Source organism: Oligella sp. HMSC09E12 (assembly GCF_001808505.1).
Lineage (GTDB): Bacteria > Pseudomonadota > Gammaproteobacteria > Burkholderiales > Burkholderiaceae_B > Oligella > Oligella urethralis.
In genome coordinates this window covers 35672-51775 of record NZ_KV793615.1, presented here as the reverse complement: position 1 = coordinate 51775, position 16104 = coordinate 35672, and the positions used below count along the sequence as shown (strand labels likewise).

General features: G+C 46.1%; 16 protein-coding genes. 4 read left to right on the top strand and 12 right to left on the bottom strand.

Going from position 1 to position 16104, the window contains the following annotated elements; all coding sequences use genetic code 11:
- Positions 1 to 21: 21 nt before the first annotated feature.
- Both HMPREF3179_RS10365 and HMPREF3179_RS10360 read right to left on the bottom strand, forming a co-directional pair.
- On the bottom strand, positions 22 to 1713 hold the full coding sequence (locus tag HMPREF3179_RS10365) for an AMP-binding protein (protein ID WP_070471089.1): 1692 nt from the start codon (positions 1711 to 1713) through the stop codon (positions 22 to 24).
- A gap of 136 nt (positions 1714 to 1849) precedes the next feature.
- Positions 1850 to 2248 (bottom strand): RNA-binding S4 domain-containing protein, encoded by a 399-nt coding sequence (locus HMPREF3179_RS10360; protein ID WP_070471087.1) that lies wholly within the window; start codon positions 2246 to 2248, stop codon positions 1850 to 1852.
- A gap of 83 nt (positions 2249 to 2331) precedes the next feature.
- Here HMPREF3179_RS10360 and HMPREF3179_RS10355 point away from each other — a divergent pair, with 83 nt between their 5' ends.
- Positions 2332 to 3090: a DUF3025 domain-containing protein gene (locus HMPREF3179_RS10355; RefSeq protein WP_070471085.1), complete on the top strand. Its 759-nt coding sequence runs from the start codon at positions 2332 to 2334 to the stop codon at positions 3088 to 3090.
- Here HMPREF3179_RS10355 and lldR read toward each other — a convergent pair.
- The 5 genes from lldR to HMPREF3179_RS10330 all read right to left on the bottom strand — a co-directional run bounded on the left by lldR (position 3087) and on the right by HMPREF3179_RS10330 (position 8761).
- A complete protein-coding gene (gene lldR / locus HMPREF3179_RS10350) occupies positions 3087 to 3860 on the bottom strand; it encodes a transcriptional regulator LldR (protein WP_070471082.1) in 774 nt (257 codons plus the stop codon). The two genes, HMPREF3179_RS10355 and lldR, sit on opposite strands and share 4 nt — an antisense overlap.
- A 114-nt stretch (positions 3861 to 3974) precedes the next feature.
- Positions 3975 to 4721, bottom strand: a complete 747-nt coding sequence (locus HMPREF3179_RS10345) for a GntR family transcriptional regulator (RefSeq protein WP_070471081.1) — start codon at positions 4719 to 4721, stop codon at positions 3975 to 3977.
- Positions 4722 to 4733: 12 nt separating this feature from the next.
- On the bottom strand, positions 4734 to 5540 hold the full coding sequence (locus tag HMPREF3179_RS10340) for an amidohydrolase family protein (protein WP_070471079.1): 807 nt from the start codon (positions 5538 to 5540) through the stop codon (positions 4734 to 4736).
- Positions 5541 to 6830, bottom strand: coding sequence for an SLC13 family permease (locus HMPREF3179_RS10335; RefSeq protein ID WP_018025365.1), 1290 nt, complete (start codon positions 6828 to 6830; stop codon positions 5541 to 5543). It lies immediately after the preceding gene.
- 167 nt (positions 6831 to 6997) lie between these two features.
- A complete protein-coding gene (locus HMPREF3179_RS10330) occupies positions 6998 to 8761 on the bottom strand; it encodes an L-lactate permease (RefSeq protein WP_036557852.1) in 1764 nt (587 codons plus the stop codon).
- A gap of 202 nt (positions 8762 to 8963) precedes the next feature.
- On the opposite strand from HMPREF3179_RS10330, the gene lldD reads away from it, so the two are divergent.
- Both lldD and HMPREF3179_RS10320 read left to right on the top strand, forming a co-directional pair.
- The gene (gene lldD / locus HMPREF3179_RS10325) at positions 8964 to 10100 is read left to right on the top strand and encodes an FMN-dependent L-lactate dehydrogenase LldD (RefSeq protein ID WP_036557854.1); all 1137 of its coding nucleotides are present in this window, start codon (positions 8964 to 8966) and stop codon (positions 10098 to 10100) included.
- 136 nt (positions 10101 to 10236) lie between these two features.
- Positions 10237 to 11625 carry a GntP family permease gene (locus HMPREF3179_RS10320; protein WP_070471077.1) on the top strand — a complete coding sequence of 463 codons (1389 nt, stop codon included), beginning with the start codon at positions 10237 to 10239 and terminating at the stop codon, positions 11623 to 11625.
- A gap of 42 nt (positions 11626 to 11667) precedes the next feature.
- Here the strand turns inward: HMPREF3179_RS10320 and HMPREF3179_RS10315 are convergent, their stop codons facing one another.
- The 5 genes from HMPREF3179_RS10315 to HMPREF3179_RS10295 are packed head-to-tail and all read right to left on the bottom strand — an operon-like array spanning position 11668 to position 15558.
- Positions 11668 to 12498 (bottom strand): sulfite exporter TauE/SafE family protein, encoded by an 831-nt coding sequence (locus tag HMPREF3179_RS10315; protein WP_036557859.1) that lies wholly within the window; start codon positions 12496 to 12498, stop codon positions 11668 to 11670.
- Positions 12499 to 12538: 40 nt separating this feature from the next.
- Complete coding sequence (locus HMPREF3179_RS10310) at positions 12539 to 13306, bottom strand: ABC transporter ATP-binding protein (protein ID WP_018025360.1); 768 nt, start codon at positions 13304 to 13306, stop codon at positions 12539 to 12541.
- Entirely contained in the window at positions 13299 to 14048 is a 750-nt protein-coding gene (hisM, locus tag HMPREF3179_RS10305; RefSeq protein ID WP_036557862.1) for a histidine ABC transporter permease HisM, read from the bottom strand. The genes HMPREF3179_RS10310 and hisM overlap by 8 nt, the downstream gene beginning before the upstream one ends.
- A gap of 5 nt (positions 14049 to 14053) precedes the next feature.
- Positions 14054 to 14746 carry an ABC transporter permease gene (locus HMPREF3179_RS10300; protein WP_018025358.1) on the bottom strand — a complete coding sequence of 231 codons (693 nt, stop codon included), beginning with the start codon at positions 14744 to 14746 and terminating at the stop codon, positions 14054 to 14056.
- Between the two features lie 20 nt (positions 14747 to 14766).
- Positions 14767 to 15558, bottom strand: a complete 792-nt coding sequence (locus tag HMPREF3179_RS10295; protein WP_070471075.1) for a transporter substrate-binding domain-containing protein — start codon at positions 15556 to 15558, stop codon at positions 14767 to 14769.
- A gap of 201 nt (positions 15559 to 15759) precedes the next feature.
- Between HMPREF3179_RS10295 and HMPREF3179_RS10290 the strand changes: the two genes are divergently transcribed.
- Entirely contained in the window at positions 15760 to 16086 is a 327-nt protein-coding gene (locus HMPREF3179_RS10290; protein ID WP_070471073.1) for a YkvA family protein, read from the top strand.
- The last annotated feature ends 18 nt before the right edge of the window (positions 16087 to 16104 follow it).

The following is a 16104-nucleotide window of genomic DNA, read 5'->3' as shown; positions in this document are numbered from 1 at the left end:
CTTAATACGCATACACTCGCACTAAGCGTCAGCTTGCGCCTTTGCCGCTTCCAGTTCCTCGATCATGATTTCACGAATTTTGAATTTCTGAATCTTACCGCTGGCCGTCATCGGAAACTCTTCCGCGAAGCGAATGTAGCGTGGGATTTTCTGACGAGAAATTTGTCCGGCACAAAACTCCTTCACCTCTTCCTCGCTCAGGCTGGCGTTTTCTTTGAGCATAATCCAAGCACATAGCTCCTCACCATAGACCTCATCAGGCACACCTACCACCTGCACATCTTGAATCGCCGGATGGGTGTATAAAAACTCCTCAATTTCACGTGGGAATAAGTTTTCACCACCGCGAATCACGAGGTCCTTAATTCGACCCACGATATTGCAATAACCGTCTTCGTCCATCACGGCTAAGTCACCCGTGTGCATCCAACGTGCCTTATCAATCACTTCAGCCGTTAGCTCAGGCTCACCCCAATAACCCTGCATCACAGAATAACCACGCGTACACAGCTCACCCGAGACACCACGCGGCACAATCCGACCTAATTCATCAATAATTTTCACTTCCACATGCGGGTGAATGCGACCCACGGTACTGACGCGCTTATCTAATGGATCATCCACATCCGACTGCATACTCACGGGTGAGGTCTCAGTCATGCCATAACAAATGGTCACTTCACGCATATTCATCTCGTCGACCACACGACGCATCACCTCCATCGGGCATACCGAACCTGCCATCACCCCAGTACGTAAGGAACTAAGATCAAAGGACTTAAACTCTGGATGCTCCAACATGGCAATAAACATGGTCGGTACACCATAGGCGGCGGTACATTTTTCCTCTTCGATAACCTTTAGGTTATCCGTAGGATTAAACACGGGACCATGATAAACCATCGCCGCACCATGGGTGACACACGCTAGATTACCAATCACCATACCAAAGCAATGAAATAACGGCACCGCAATAGAAACTCTATCAGCTGGACTTAATTTGATTTTTTCACCAATAAAATAACCGTTATTTAAAATATTATGGTGCGTTAAGGTCGTACCCTTTGGTGAGCCAGTCGTACCAGAAGTAAATTGAATATTAATCGGATCATCAAACTGCAGCTCTTGACCAACCTCCTGCAAGGCCTCTAACTCGGCCGCAGTCGGCTCCACCAACAGATCCTTATAGTTGAGGATACCAGTACTCGGATCATCCTCCAGCTTAATCACATAACGCAAGCTAGGCACATTAGCCGAGCGCAATTCGCCCAGTGGAGCGTCCTTAAGCTCAGGTACCACATCGTAGACCATGGACTCATAATCACTGTCTTTAAACGAGGAAATCAACACTAGACCAGCACATGAGACCTTATTAAGCGAGTACTCCAACTCCTTACGACGATAAGAAGGGTTCAAGGTAACCAGAATAATTCCTGCCTTTGCCGTGGCGTATTGAATCACAGTCCACTCGGCTGAGTTAGTCGCCCACAAAGCTAAGCGGTCACCTCGACGAAAACCCAAACGACGTAAGCTGCAGGCCACACGGTCCACCTGATCGCGTAACTCCTGGTAGGTGTAACGAATGCCTTGCTGGCGCGATACCAGTGCCAACTGATCAGCATACTTCGTGCTTGCCTCATCGAAGTTTTGACCAATGGTCTGACCCAATAAAGGCGTATCGACTGCACCATGTACATAGCTTAGTAAAGTCATCTATCTCCCCTAAAAAATTCTGTCCGTTTTAACGAGTTATCTCATCATGTGCATGATGATAATACGGGCATATCATAATAAATAATGAATAAAAATTTAGTCATATAAAAGACTAAGCTTGTTATATTATAAAAACTTACCAATCACCACCCAACTTGGTAAAGCGCTCTATATCCCGCCGTTGGCGCTTAGTCGGTCGGCCACCACGCAACTGTTGCGCCGGTTCGGGTGCAAAGCGGCGTTGCTCGGCGCGACGCTCACGCTCGGCAATACTCGCAGCTGTTTCTTCATACAATTGCTGTGCGACAGGTGCCGGACCACGCACCTGACTTAAGCCCTTAACCACCACTGTTTTATACTCGCGTGGCATTTTAATCAACACCGTATCGCCGATTTTAACTTCACGCGCTGGTTTAATATTTTGCCCATTAATTTGCACGCGATCCTTATTAATATTATCCACCGCGATGGAACGGGTCTTAAAAAAACGGGCTGCCCATAGCCACTTATCAATACGCACTTTCTCAGCTTCCATACCCTCTGAACTCTCCAAAAAAGCATTGCTTCTTAGTCTATATTACAATAGCAAGGCGCATCATTTCATCTTCTGTTACTGCCATGCTGTTGCCCGAACTTCGTGACTTAGATTTATCGCCCCCTTATTATGATCATTGGCGTGCATTCATTGAGACCACTTTACTCGAAATGGCTAAGTTCCACTCAGTAAGTGAGCTGCTCAACCATCTTAAGGCCAGCGACTTTACTAAACACTTTGTGCCTCAAGCTGCCTTACCTGTGGGCGTTGCCTATGAAAGCTTTATTTATGACACCGATGGCATACCCACACGGGACGGACCACACGACTACTTTAATGCCTTATGTTGGTTTTTATTTACTCATTCAAAAAGCCAGCTTAATCGTGTGCAAGCCGCACAAATACGCCAGGATGGGGTCTATCAACAACGCGGTGCCGTACGTGATGCGATAACTATTATTGATGAAAACGGTCTGTTATTAGCCTGTTCTGATAGCTTATGGGAGGCCTTAGCGCAAAAGCAATGGCAGCGCGCTTTTGTGGCGCTGAGAGAGGAGTGGCAGCACAGTCAGGCGGTGATTTTCGGGCATGCTTTGATGGAAAAGCTACTCAAGCCCTACAAAGGCATTTGCGCCCATGTCATTCGCATCCCACCGCCAATGGGGACATTAGATTTAAACGTCGTCGATCGCTGGCTGAGCGCTTTTCTGAGTGCTGACAAGCTAGCCACCAAACCCTATATCCCGGTACCAATTTTCGGCATCCCGGGTTGGCACCCGCAGCAACAAGCAGCAGGTTTTTATGAAGATAAGACGGTCTTCAGACCACCGCGTATTCGCTAAAAAAGACTGTCCACCTTGGATAGACGATGCATCCGCTGAATCCGTGCCGCATCTTCCTCACTACTACGAATGGAGTGACTCACAAAGTCTAGATGCTCACCCATCACCGTTTTAGCGCGCTCAGGATCATGGTTAACAATGGCTTGCATCACGGCCTCATGCTGTTCAGTTAAATGGCGATGATTTTTAACATCATCCATGGTGAACATTAAACGACGATTTTCTTTAACGGTTGAAAAGACTAAATCAAATAGACCGCGCATAATCTGTAGCAGCACCAAATTATGCGATGCCTCAGCAATCGCTAAATGAAAGCGCGCATCCGCCTGCGCCGCCTCCTCCATTTCACCGCGTTGCTGGTGCTTTAACATAATATCAAGGCATGTTTGAATTTTGCGCTTATCCTCAGGGGTTGCGCGTTGCGCCGCATACCAAGCCGTACTGATTTCCAAGGCATGCCTCGCCTCAAGTACATCATAACGATAATGCGGATCATCGCTTAAGAGTGTGGTGAGCGTAGCAAAACTCTGTGAGGGCCAGGTCATAATATCGGTCTGCACAAAGGTACCACCCCCGGGTCTAGTCACCACTAAGCCCTGACTATTTAAGGCCCGAATCGCCTCGCGCACAGCCGAACGTGAAACCTCAAACAACTCAGCCAGATCGCGCTCTGATGGCAAGCGTTCACCAACCGCCAATTGACGTGCTTGGATCAACTGCTTAATTTGATCCTTTATTTTGTCAGCAACACGAGTAAAATTATTTGTCATGAGCGCTCCCATCGCAGGGCGTAGTGATAATAAAGCGGCAAAGGTAGGGGCATATTATAGGCTAAGTCTAGTGAGCTGGCGCATCCAAAGCCCTATCTTTGTGCGAACTAAAGACTAAGAAATCTTTACTTCATACTTAAAATTTTCCGGTCGACCTAATGAAATACGATATTCTACTGGACGATTTTCAAGGTTATATGCCAAGCGCTCAATTTTAATCAGCATGTCACCTTTACGGGCATTTAAGTCACTATCTTCTACCTCGGAAGTAAAAGATAAGGTTTCTTTAGCTGTTGAGATGAACTGCCCACAATGCTGGTAATAAAAAGGGTAAAGTAAATTCCCGAATTCTAATGGTTCAAAGCGCAACAAATCGCTAAACAAACGCTCTGGCAACCAAATTTGCTCGCTTAAAACCACTTTATTTTCTACGATACGCAAACGTTGCAACTCAATTAACGCCGTTCCCTCGTCAATCTGCAAGTGCTTATTGATTGCAGGTGTAGGAGGCACTTTACGTATAGATTTCACCATGCCAGTTGGCACAGCTTGTTTACCCTCATGATTACGAAATCGAAAAAAACGTAATAAAGAATTCTTGAAATCTGGCTGCTTAATAAATGTGCCTCGCCCTTGCGCCTTGTATAGCATACCCTCTTGAACTAATCGATCGATTGCTTTTCGAATCGTACCTATAGACACTTGATACTCTTGAGCTAACATCTGTTCAGTTGGGATGGGTAGGTCAGGATCCCACCCCTGCTCTACTAAACGAGCTTGTATATCGATACGAATACGTTCGTAGAGCGGCAAATTTAGTTGCGGCAATGTAGCTGTTGAGATGGGTAAATGAAGCGCCATGCGGTAAATAAATTAAGCGTCTAGTTTAAACAGGGAAAGCGCATTTTGACTCAAAACCTTTTGTCTTAATATAGGATTTTGAAGTAATGTATGCAAAAACTCATAGTTTAAATTATAGCTTAGCTCTTCATGCTGTGTGTGAGGCCAATCACTACCCCAAACCAATCGATCCTCCATGCCGCAATCCAGTAGTAAGTGCAAGGCTTTATTTGCATTTTCCGCACCCCGCTCACCCACTCCTAAGCGATAAAACGCAGATACTTTTACCCAATAACGCTGCGGATCTAAGTGATCTAACATCGTCTGATAATGCGGGTCCTCTACCCCTTTATCCGGATCTACACGAGCAAAATGATCCAATACAATAGGCCCTGAAAAATTCTTTAAGACCGGCATCATAGTCGATAAATAAGAAGGCGGACAATGCAATTCCAATTGCCAGTTTAGCGAGTTTAAATGCTCTAAAAACACTTGCCATTGTGGCTCTGTTAGGTCAGGAATTTCTTTAGCAAATAAATTCAACCGTACCCCTTCAATACCTTGCTCCTTAAGAGACTGCAAATAAGCCAACTCACTATCTACTGGCACCACAGCAATGCCCTTGAGACGATCAGGATAGGCAGCAATCGCCGCCAACATTTGGCTGTTATCGTAACCTAAAAAACTCGGCTGAATTAAAACACCATAGTCAAAACCATATTGATCTAAATTATCTATATAGCTTTCTACCGAAGCACTTTTAGCGGGACTATAACGCGCCCCTTCAACTACCGGGACATTAGCATCAAATATATGCGCATGCGTATCAACTTGTTTCATTTAGAGTACTCCCTGAGCAATCAAAGCTGCCATTAAAGCTGCAATAAGACCGATTGGCACGGCACGGAACAGTAAATCATTAAATAATTCGGACTGATTTACCCCCTGTGGAGTCGAGCCTAAAATCAAACTACCTCCTGAAGAAAAAGGAGAAATCGCCGAGGCTTGTGCTCCTACCACGATACAAACAAATAACACGATAGGATTATGACCAGTAGCTGCTGCGATAGCCGGCACTATAGGGAATAAAGCCGGTGTTACAACACCTAAGGTACTGGCAAATAAAGACATCACAGCACCAATGAGGCACATAGTCAAAGGAATAATCCAATAAGGGATCGTGGTTGAAACCCAATCAGAAAGAATGTTAATAACACCAGCCTTTATGGCCACCTCAATCAACATCCCTACACCACAAATCATGATAAGCGTGCCCCACGGTACCATCGCAATGACCTTCTTCTCATCAGCTAATTTCATTAATAAGCTAATCACAGCAAAAATTATGGCCATAAAACCGATATCCACCTTGGAATTTAAAAAACTGATACTGTGATTTTGCGGAAAAATAAGATTCAAAATCGGAATTACTAGCACCAATGCCATCAAAGTAATCACTAGCATTAATGACTGTTTTTGTTTGGTTTCAAAAGGCGCAGGCCTTTCCACTGCAATATTAATACTTAATTTTTTATGATTAAAAATCAAATAACTAGTGATAACAACAATAGGAATAATTAAAGTAGCAATAAAAATAGCCGTAGAATTGCTAAAGGCTTGTGCAGGACTGATCCCTACACCTTCCATGATCCCACGGAAAATCACCCCACTTTGCGATGTCATAAAGTTAGCACCAGCCAATGCTCCGTAATTAACCGCCATACCACCAATGATTTTACTCATCCCGGTTTTCTGGCAAAGCAATAAAGTCATAGGCGCCATAAATGCCAATACCGTATAAAAACCAGCACCCAATGCAGCGATAATCGTGGCTGAGGCGAAAATAGCCAGTGGCAATAACAGTGGAAAATTCCTGCAAGCATAAAGTAAATGATTCGCTAATTTTTCCAACGTACCGTTAACCATCGCGACGTTGTAGAACAGAGTTACAGCAAAAATAATAAAAAAGATTTTGATCGGCCAAAAACTGACTACTTGTGAGGCAGTTAAATCCAAACCGTAGCAACCAATTAAATAGGCAAAAACAATAGCAAATAAACCAATATTAATTTTGGTGATATAACCAATTGCTATCGCAAGGATAATGGCAAGAATAATAATTAAGGTCATGATGACTCCTCTAAGAACATGAACATCTTATCATCTAATCATCTATATGTTTATATCTTTTATTAGAGGGTAAACCCTAATCTTTAACCAATCAGCAAGCAAGAATAAAAATAACGGACACAAAAAAGGGGCTAACGCCCCTTTGAGTACCACACTGCCTAATTAGGCTACGCCTTAGCTGGCAGCGCCACCACCGCTTTGCCTTTATGCAGTGACAGACTGAGTAAAAATGCGCCCAACCACAACAGTGCGACTACGCCCCAAACCCAATTGGCACTAATCAACCATTGTCCGATTAGACCGGCCTGAACCACATAATAGAATAAAGGCACCAGGGTTTTACGGATAATCTCACCCTCACGGTTAAGCATACCGACCACGGCACTCGCCGCCACGACATTATGCACACACACCATATTACCGGCGGCACCACCCACTGCCTGTTGAGCCACCACAATCGCCGACTGATCAAGCGTTAAACCAATCTCTTGTGCAGTAGAAAACTGGAAGTAAGCAAACATCATATTACTAATGGTATTTGAGCCCGCTGCAAAGGCACCCAAGGCACCGATCCACGGTGAAAAATACGGCCATGCATCACCTGCGATGGCGGCGGCACTGTGCGCCAAAATCAAAGGCATGCTGCTAATTGAGCCATCGGCTGAAACCGAATTAATAAATACCTGCACCATTGGCACCGCTAATAATAAGGCGGGTGCTGCACTAACCATGGTCATCATTGACTCTTTGACACCATGCGCATACTGACGCACACTCACACCGAAAATCACAATACACGCTAAGGAGGCGAGCAGTAACACCGAACCTGGTGAATATAAGAACTGCGCTGAAGTGCTGATAGAGGTACCAAACAGATTACTGAATCTGATCGTTAACTCTGGCGATACCAAGAAAGCTTTAATACTCGGCACGGTACGCGTCAACACGAGCAAGCCAACCACAATCACATAGGGTGAAAACGCACGCCAAACAGAGAAACTACTGCCACTTTGCTGTTGATCCAAAGATAAACTACCTAACCATGCACTTTCCCATTGCTCACGTGGTGGAAAATCAAAATTCTCTTTAGGGAGCAACCAACCCTTTTTAGCGACTGGCACGGCAATCATCAAACCAATAAGCGCAGCTAGCAAAGAGGGAAACTCCGGCCCAAACAACGCCGCAATAAAATAATACGGCACCGTAAAGACCACCCCTGCAAAGAGCGCAAACTTCCACGCCTTCAGCCCTTCCACAAAAGAGCGCTTAGCACCAAAGAAACGCGTTAATAAACCACATAAAATCAGCGGAATAGCCACCCCAATCAAACCATGGATTAAGGCCACATTTTGCACAATATGCTGCAAATACTCCAGTGGCTGCATCGGTGCAATGATGGCAGCCACATCCGCCTTATTATCAATCCCTGACAGCACACCAACCAACATGGGCGTACCAACCGCACCATACGACACCGGTGTGGATTGAATCACTAAGACTGACATCACAGCGGCCATCGCTGGAAAACCTAGCGCCAACAGCAAGGGCGCAACCACCGCTGACGGCGTCCCCCAACCGGAAGAACCCTCAATCAACGAGCCAAATAACCAAGCCACGATAATCACTTGCACCCGGCGGTCTGGAGAAATCCCCATAAAACCTTGGCGAATGGCCACTAAGGCACCACTGACTTTTAAGGTATTCAACAATAAAATGGCGCCGAACACAATAAACAACACGGTCAACGCCGTAACCACACCGTTCACCGTGGCCGCAGCAATCACCGCCGCCTCCGTGTGCCAAACAAAGAAGGCCAATGCAGCGGTGACCACATAGGCCACGCCCATTGACAATTTGGCAGGATACCTTAACACCACCATCAGTAAAAAAACGACAGCAATGGGCGCTAAGGCTAATAAGGTATAAAGCATCTCCACACTCCTCTAGGGAATACAATTTGACTATTTTTGAATGTGTTCGATCATACTGGTAGTACCAAATATCCGTATATAAGGAGAAACCCTGAATTATTTTGCTTAAAATCTCATGTATTCTTATGTTTTATATAAAGTGGTCCTACCACTTATTAGTTTATAATAAAACAATCCCTCAACATTCCTTACTATCAGAGCCATGATTATTGCTTCATCTACCGATTACCGTAAGGCAGCTAAGCGACGCTTACCGCCCTTTTTATTTCATTACATTGATGGCGGCGCTTATGCCGAGCGCACCCTTGACGATAATGTCAACGATCTGGCGAAGGTCGCATTAAAACAGCGTGTGCTCCGCGATATGTCAGCCCTGGACACAAGCATGGAGCTCTTCGGAGAAAAGCTCCGTATCCCCTTAATTCTGTCGCCAGTGGGCCTGACGGGTATGTATGCTCGCCGCGGTGAGCTACAAGCAGCCAAAGCCGCAGCCGACTATGGCATCCCCTTTACCATGTCAACCGTGTCCGTGTGCCCCATTGAAGAAGTGGCGCCGGCGCTCTCACGACCGATGTGGTTCCAGCTTTATGTGCTAAAAGACCGTGGTTTTATGAAAAATGTGCTTGAGCGCGCCAAAGCAGCTGGCTGCTCCACCCTCGTGTTTACGGTGGATATGCCAGTGCCAGGTGCCCGTTATCGTGATGCCCATTCGGGTATGAGTGGCCCCTATGCCGAATGGCGTCGCTATTTACAAGCCGCATTACATCCTCTCTGGTCGTGGGATGTCGGCTTACACGGCCGCCCTCATGACTTGGGTAATATCTCCCGTTATCGTGGTCAGCCCGTGGCCCTAGAAGACTATATGGGTTGGTTGGGAGCAAACTTCGACCCCTCGATCTCATGGCAAGACTTAGAGTGGATTCGTGAATTCTGGGACGGTCCCATGGTGATTAAAGGCATTCTTGATGCTGATGATGCCAAGGATGCGGTGCGCTTTGGGGCAGATGGTATCGTCGTGTCTAACCACGGCGGTCGCCAATTAGACGGTGTGCTGTCCACCACCAAAGCCCTACCGAGCATTGCCGATGCTGTCAAAGGCGAGTTAAAAATCCTCGTCGACTCAGGCATTCGTAACGGTTTAGATATCGTACGCATGCTCGCCTTAGGGGCCGATGCAACCATGATCGGGCGTGCCTATATTTATGCCTTAGCCGCTGCCGGTGGACAAGGCGTCAGTAATTTACTGAATCTCTTAGAAAAAGAAATGCGTGTCGCCATGACCCTAACCTCTAATCGTCAGATATCAGAAATCAATCGCGACTGTTTAGTACAGTCCTAGACTCACTCACTTCATCAGGAGCACCACCTTGCTGGTGCTCATTTTTTTCATGGATAGCCAAATGTCATCAGCCCTTCATCACTAAGGTGTTAAGCTTTTGACACCTAACAAACCATCTCAACATTGGAGTCCTTGTGTGAGTACAGTAGCCATTTTAATTTCCCTCTTTCTACTGATGTACCTTGCTTATCGAGGTATTTCAGTACTTATACTAGCGCCCGTTTTGGCCGCCTTAGCCGTTTTATTATCTGGTGATATCAGCTTAATGCTACCCATCTACACTGAAACCTTTATGGGAGCCTTGGGTAATTATTTACTGAATTTCTTTCCCATTTTCCTATTAGGCGCTATTTTTGGGCAGCTTATTGCCGATTCCGGTGCCGCCTCTAGTATTGCCACGTGGTTTACCAAGGTTTTGGGGCCTAAACATGCCATTCTTACCGTGGTGCTTGCGTGCGGCGCCTTAACCTATGGTGGCGTTTCTTTATTTGTGGTGGCATTTGCGATTTTCCCTATTGCTAAGGTGATGTTCTATCAGGCCAATATTCCTAAACGCCTGATTCCTGGAGCGATTGCCCTGGGTGCTTTTACCTTTACCATGACTGCCTTACCCGGCACGCCAGCCATTCAAAACGCCATTCCTATCCCTTACTACGGTACCAATGTCTTTGCCGCACCGGGTTTAGGTATTATCGCTGCAACAATCATGTTTTTTGTGGGTTGGCTCTGGCTTAATCGACGCGCCCAGGCCGCCCAAGCAGCGGGCGAAGGCTATGGTGAACACAATGACGGTGTAGCCGATGAGCATCTCAACACGCAAGCACAGATGCCGGTGCTGTTGGCCTTTTCACCATTACTCTTGGTGATTGCGCTCAACGCTTTATTTACCTATGTGATTTTCCCGGCGATGGACTTCTCTGCCATCAATCAAGCCTTTGAGGCCATTGATCCGACGAAGAAACTCGGCATTTGGGCCATTATTATTTCATTGGTGCTGGCCTCACTGTGGCTGATTATCATTGCCTTTGCGCGTTTTCATCACTTGCGCGACACCATCAATAAGGGCACCCTCGGCTCCATGCTACCCGCCTTTAATACCGCTTCGGAAGTGGGCTATGGCGCAGTGATTGCCGGTCTTGCAGGCTTTGCCATTTTAAAAGAGCTGGTCCTAAACGTATCACCAAATAATCCACTGATTTCTGAGGCAGTAGCAATGATGACCTTGGCAGGGATCACGGGTTCTTCTTCTGGTGGCTTAAGTATTGCCTTGCAGACCTTAGGTGCAGATTACCTACAAATTGCCCTTGAAAATAATATTAGCCCCGAGCTCTTGCACCGAGTAGCGGTGATTGCTGCTGGTGGCTTTGACACCTTGCCGCATTGTGGAGCGATTATCACCTTACTCTCCATTTGCAGCTTGAATCACCGTCAGTCCTACATGGATATTGCCGCTGTCACCATTTTCGGTCCGCTCCTGGCCTTAAGTAGCGTGATTGCCTTGGGAACGATGTTTGGTTCCTTTTAACTAAACGAAAAATAGCACTGCTAGCAGTGCTATTTTTTTTGCCTAGATAAGTTCAAAGGCGATCAGCGATGTTCTCAACATATAAAGACAAATAAAGGACAGTACAAAGGCAAAGATTTTCTTAATACGTTTAACCGGCCAAGTATGGGCAAAATGCGCACCCACCGGTGCCATTAGCACGCTGGTAGAAATTAAGGTTAACCATGCCGGCCAATAAATATAGCCCACCATACCCGGCTGCCAGCCAATGTCCTTAAGACCTGAATAAATAAAGCCAATGGTATTTGCTAGCGCAATAGGAAAACCAAGTGCAGCAGAGGTACTAACCGCATTGCGGATATTCACATTACACCAAACAAGAAACGGCACGGTTAAAAAACCGCCCCCGGCGCCAACCAAACCAGAGACAAAACCAATGATCGTACCCACGAAAGTAGTGCCTAAAAAGCCGGGCAACTGACGCGAAGGCTTAGGCTTTTTATCGATCGCCATATTAAAGGCTGAATAAGCCATAAAAAGCGAAAACACCAGGGCTAGCCAAGCGGTACTAATAAAGGAAAAGACCACCCCTCCCGACAAAAAACCGCCTAAAAACACCCCCGGCACCAAGGCCGCCACCACCGGCCACAATACACCGCCACGCTTATGGTGGGCACGCATACTGGATAAAGAGGTAAAGCAAATCATCGCCATGGAAGTCGCAATACAGGCATGCACCACTAACTCCAAGGGCATCCCCTTCCAGCTAAATAGCATGGTTAAAAACGGCACCAATATCATGCCACCGCCCACGCCTAGCAGACCGGCCATAAAGCCACCGACACTACCCAGCACTAATAAACACAGTGCAATGTCCCAACCGAAAGTCATCATAATGATTGTTGAGCTTGAGCATCACAAGCTCAGGCCCTTACTATTTTAAATTACCGGACAAAAACTGCTGTAAGCGTAAACTCTTCGGATTATTTAGGACCTCCGCAGGTGGCCCTTGCTCCTCCACCACACCCTCATGTAAAAACATCACTTGAGTGGCAATATGACGCGCAAAACCCATCTCGTGGGTCACCACAATCATGGTACGACCCTCTTCGGCCAGTTCCTGCATCACTTTCAACACCTCACCCACTAGCTCCGGGTCCAAAGCCGAGGTCGGTTCATCAAACAGCATCACCTCAGGCTCCATTGCCAGCGCTCTAGCAATGGCAACGCGTTGCTGCTGACCGCCGGAAAGCTGTGACGGATACTTTGACTCCGCATCAGCTGGTAAACCCACTTTTTTCAAATAGGCGCGTGCACGGGCAATGGCATCCTCCTTTTTAACCCCCAACACATGCACCGGGGCTTGAATAATATTATCCAACACCGTCATATGCGCCCATAAGTTAAAGTGCTGAAACACCATCGCCAATTTGGTACGAAACTGCTGCAACGCCTTTTTATCACTGACTTTAAGATAGCCCTTAGTATCTTTTTCCAAAGGCAAGGCCTGACCGTTCAGGATGATTTTCCCCTCATTGGCCTGTTCAAGAAAATTAATACAGCGCAAAAAAGTACTTTTACCGGAACCACTGGAACCGATAATCGCCACCACATCACCGGCTTTTGCCTGTAAGGTAACGCCCTTTAATACCTCGTGGTCACCATAAGACTTATGAATATCCAGAACTTCTAATTTATACATTGTTAACTACCTGTTTATCACTTTTTGGGCTAACCACAAGATACGCTAAGGCCCGTTTTTCAATCTTTCTAAATAAAGCCACAATCACAAAGGCGACCACCATATACAGTAATGCGGCGATACCATAAGCGATAAACGCTTGATAGGTCGCTGCATAGGCATCGCGTGCCACCTTTAAAATATCCGGTACCGTGGCGGCAAAGGCTAAAGAGGTGGTATGCAGCATCAAAATCACCTCATTGCTATAGGCGGGCATCGCCCGTCGCAGCATTGAAGGAATAATAATACGCCGATACAGCTGCCATTTACTCATACCAAAGGCTCTAGCGGCCTCAATTTCCCCCTTGGCGGTGGTACGGATAAAGCCGGCAAACATTTCCGTGGTGTAGGCGGTGGTATTTAAGGTTAGGGCCAAAATAGCACAGTAATAACCATTAATAAAAAAATCACGTAATAAGGGTGTACCACGCACCACATCCAAACTAATTAAGCCGCTATAAATCAGCAATAACTGCACATAAAAGGGCGTGCCTCTAAACACATAGGTAAATAACCAAATCGGCCCCTTAATCAAGAGGTTTTTGGAAACTCGCCCCACCGCTAACAACACTGATAGCACAAAACCAAATAGCAGAGACAGCACCAAAATCCACAAAGTAACGGCCAGTCCAGAGAACTCGAAACCGTCCCAGATTAAGAATGCTTGCCAATAATCCTGCCAAATTTCAAAAAATCTTTCCATGCTGCTTAATCCACTTCAAATTTAGCAGCACCGGCCGAGTAGCGTCGCTCTAAATACCATAGAACAATATTTGATAAGGAGGTTAAAACCAAATAAATCAGACCGGCGATCAGAATGTATTTAAACATATTGCCGGTAGCGCGCCCCGCATCCTGACTGGCCTTAACCAAATCACTCAGACCAATAATAGAGACTAAGGCGGTAGCCTTTAACACCACTAACCAGTTATTACCTATGCCGGGAATGGCATAACGCATCATTTGTGGAAATAAAATCCGACTAAAAACCTGTCGCGGACTCATACCATAGGCCATGCCCGCTTCAATTTGCCCCTTGGGCACAGATAAAAACGCACCACGGAAGGTTTCGGTAAAATAAGCGCCGTAAATCATCCCAATCACGATCACACCGGCCCAAAAGGGATCAATCTGAATCACCTTCCAACCCAAGGCATCCGTGATTTGATTTAGGCCCATCTGAATACTGAAAAACAGCAATAGCATCAGCACCAAATCAGGTACGGCACGGATAATCGTGGTATAAATCGTTGCAATGCCACGCAACAAGGCACCGCCAAATAGCTTGGCACTGGCGCCAAGCAAGCCCAATACAAAGGACAATAAAACGGACAAAAGGGCTAACTTAATCGTAGCCCAAGTGCCGCTTTTAATGAGTTCCCAATAACCGTCTAAGAACACAATTAGCTCAATATCCCTGATTACTTAATCACTGAAATCTCACCATCTTGGAAGTACTTCTTAGCAAGCTCGTCCAATACGCCCTCGTCCTTAAGCGCTTTTAGGGCACCGTCGATTTTGCTCTTAAGCTCCGTATCTTCCTTACGTATACCGATAGCGATTTCATTATTCATGATCGGATCGTTAACAATCGGCTCACCCACAAAGGTAAAGCCGGCACCCTCAGCTGTATTTAATAAACCCTCAACGGCATTAGGTGATTCAAATAAAATCGCATCCACGCGACCAACCTTTAGGTCAGCAATGGTCTGTGACTGTTCAACATAGGAGGTCACACGCACACCCGAACGTCTATCCCAACGCTTACGCGCATAGGTTTCCTGCACCGAACCCTGTAATACACCGACGGTCTTACCCTTAAGTGACTCGTCGCTACCATCAATACCACTGTCTTTAGCGGCCACTAATTGGCTAGTAACTTCATATAAAGGATCAGTAAAAGAAATCACCTTTTTACGCTCTTCGGTGACTGTAATGGCTGAATGCACTAAATCAAATTTACGTGCTAATAGACCAGGAATCAAGCTATCAAAGGGCTGCTCAATCCACACGCACTGCATTGCCAATTTTTCACAAATGGCATTACCAATATCAATATCATAGCCCGCTAACTCACCACTAGGTAATTTATACTCAAAGGGTGCGTACGCTGCTTCGGCACCGATACGTAACTCAGCCTTATCCTGTGCCGCCGCAGAAAATGAGGCTAAAGCAACAAGTGATGCGGCTACGAGTGATATTATTTTTTTCATAATTCCTCCTTTCGGACTAAATTAATTACAGGCTTGATTTTAGCGTTACGACCACAAAATAGAACCATAACCTAAACCTTTGATATTACATGAATTGACTCTCTCTGTTTAAAAAATTGCTCAACTCAGCTCATTGTCAGATAATTTTTAGTGATGCAATTTAATCAACAGGGCTAAGTTTAAACGTTCCCGGAGCCTAGCATGAAAAATACCGACCCCAATCGTCAAAATTTACTTAATAAGATCGGCAAGCTTGCACTCTCTGCTGGTAAGCCCGTGATTGAAAAAGCCCTACAACTCTTTTATGCCACCCAGAGCCCCGACACGCCGGCTTGGGCTAAACGCGTAATTTATGGTGCCTTGGCTTATTTAATTCTGCCAATTGATACCATTCCGGACTATCTGCCGGTGGTCGGCTTTACAGATGATTTAGGCGTGATTACCGCAGCCCTCACCACCGTGGCCGGCTATATTTCGCCGGAGATTAAGGCTAAATCCAAAGCGAAGATGGCGCAGTGGTTTGGCTAGGGTGGAAGGCTTGTTATG

Excerpts from the sequence above, each read along its gene's own strand:
- HMPREF3179_RS10365 (WP_070471089.1), bottom strand. The coding sequence starts at position 1,713 with ATGACTTTACTAAGCTATGTACATGGTGCAGTCGATACGCCTTTATTG.
- HMPREF3179_RS10360 (WP_070471087.1), bottom strand. The coding sequence starts at position 2,248 with ATGGAAGCTGAGAAAGTGCGTATTGATAAGTGGCTATGGGCAGCCCGT.
- HMPREF3179_RS10355 (WP_070471085.1), top strand. The coding sequence starts at position 2,332 with ATGCTGTTGCCCGAACTTCGTGACTTAGATTTATCGCCCCCTTATTAT.
- lldR (WP_070471082.1), bottom strand. The coding sequence starts at position 3,860 with ATGACAAATAATTTTACTCGTGTTGCTGACAAAATAAAGGATCAAATT.
- HMPREF3179_RS10345 (WP_070471081.1), bottom strand. The coding sequence starts at position 4,721 with ATGGCGCTTCATTTACCCATCTCAACAGCTACATTGCCGCAACTAAAT.
- HMPREF3179_RS10340 (WP_070471079.1), bottom strand. The coding sequence starts at position 5,540 with ATGAAACAAGTTGATACGCATGCGCATATATTTGATGCTAATGTCCCG.
- HMPREF3179_RS10335 (WP_018025365.1), bottom strand. The coding sequence starts at position 6,830 with ATGACCTTAATTATTATTCTTGCCATTATCCTTGCGATAGCAATTGGT.
- HMPREF3179_RS10330 (WP_036557852.1), bottom strand. The coding sequence starts at position 8,761 with ATGCTTTATACCTTATTAGCCTTAGCGCCCATTGCTGTCGTTTTTTTA.
- lldD (WP_036557854.1), top strand. The coding sequence starts at position 8,964 with ATGATTATTGCTTCATCTACCGATTACCGTAAGGCAGCTAAGCGACGC.
- HMPREF3179_RS10315 (WP_036557859.1), bottom strand. The coding sequence starts at position 12,498 with ATGATGACTTTCGGTTGGGACATTGCACTGTGTTTATTAGTGCTGGGT.
- HMPREF3179_RS10310 (WP_018025360.1), bottom strand. The coding sequence starts at position 13,306 with ATGTATAAATTAGAAGTTCTGGATATTCATAAGTCTTATGGTGACCAC.
- hisM (WP_036557862.1), bottom strand. The coding sequence starts at position 14,048 with ATGGAAAGATTTTTTGAAATTTGGCAGGATTATTGGCAAGCATTCTTA.
- HMPREF3179_RS10295 (WP_070471075.1), bottom strand. The coding sequence starts at position 15,558 with ATGAAAAAAATAATATCACTCGTAGCCGCATCACTTGTTGCTTTAGCC.
- HMPREF3179_RS10290 (WP_070471073.1), top strand. The coding sequence starts at position 15,760 with ATGAAAAATACCGACCCCAATCGTCAAAATTTACTTAATAAGATCGGC.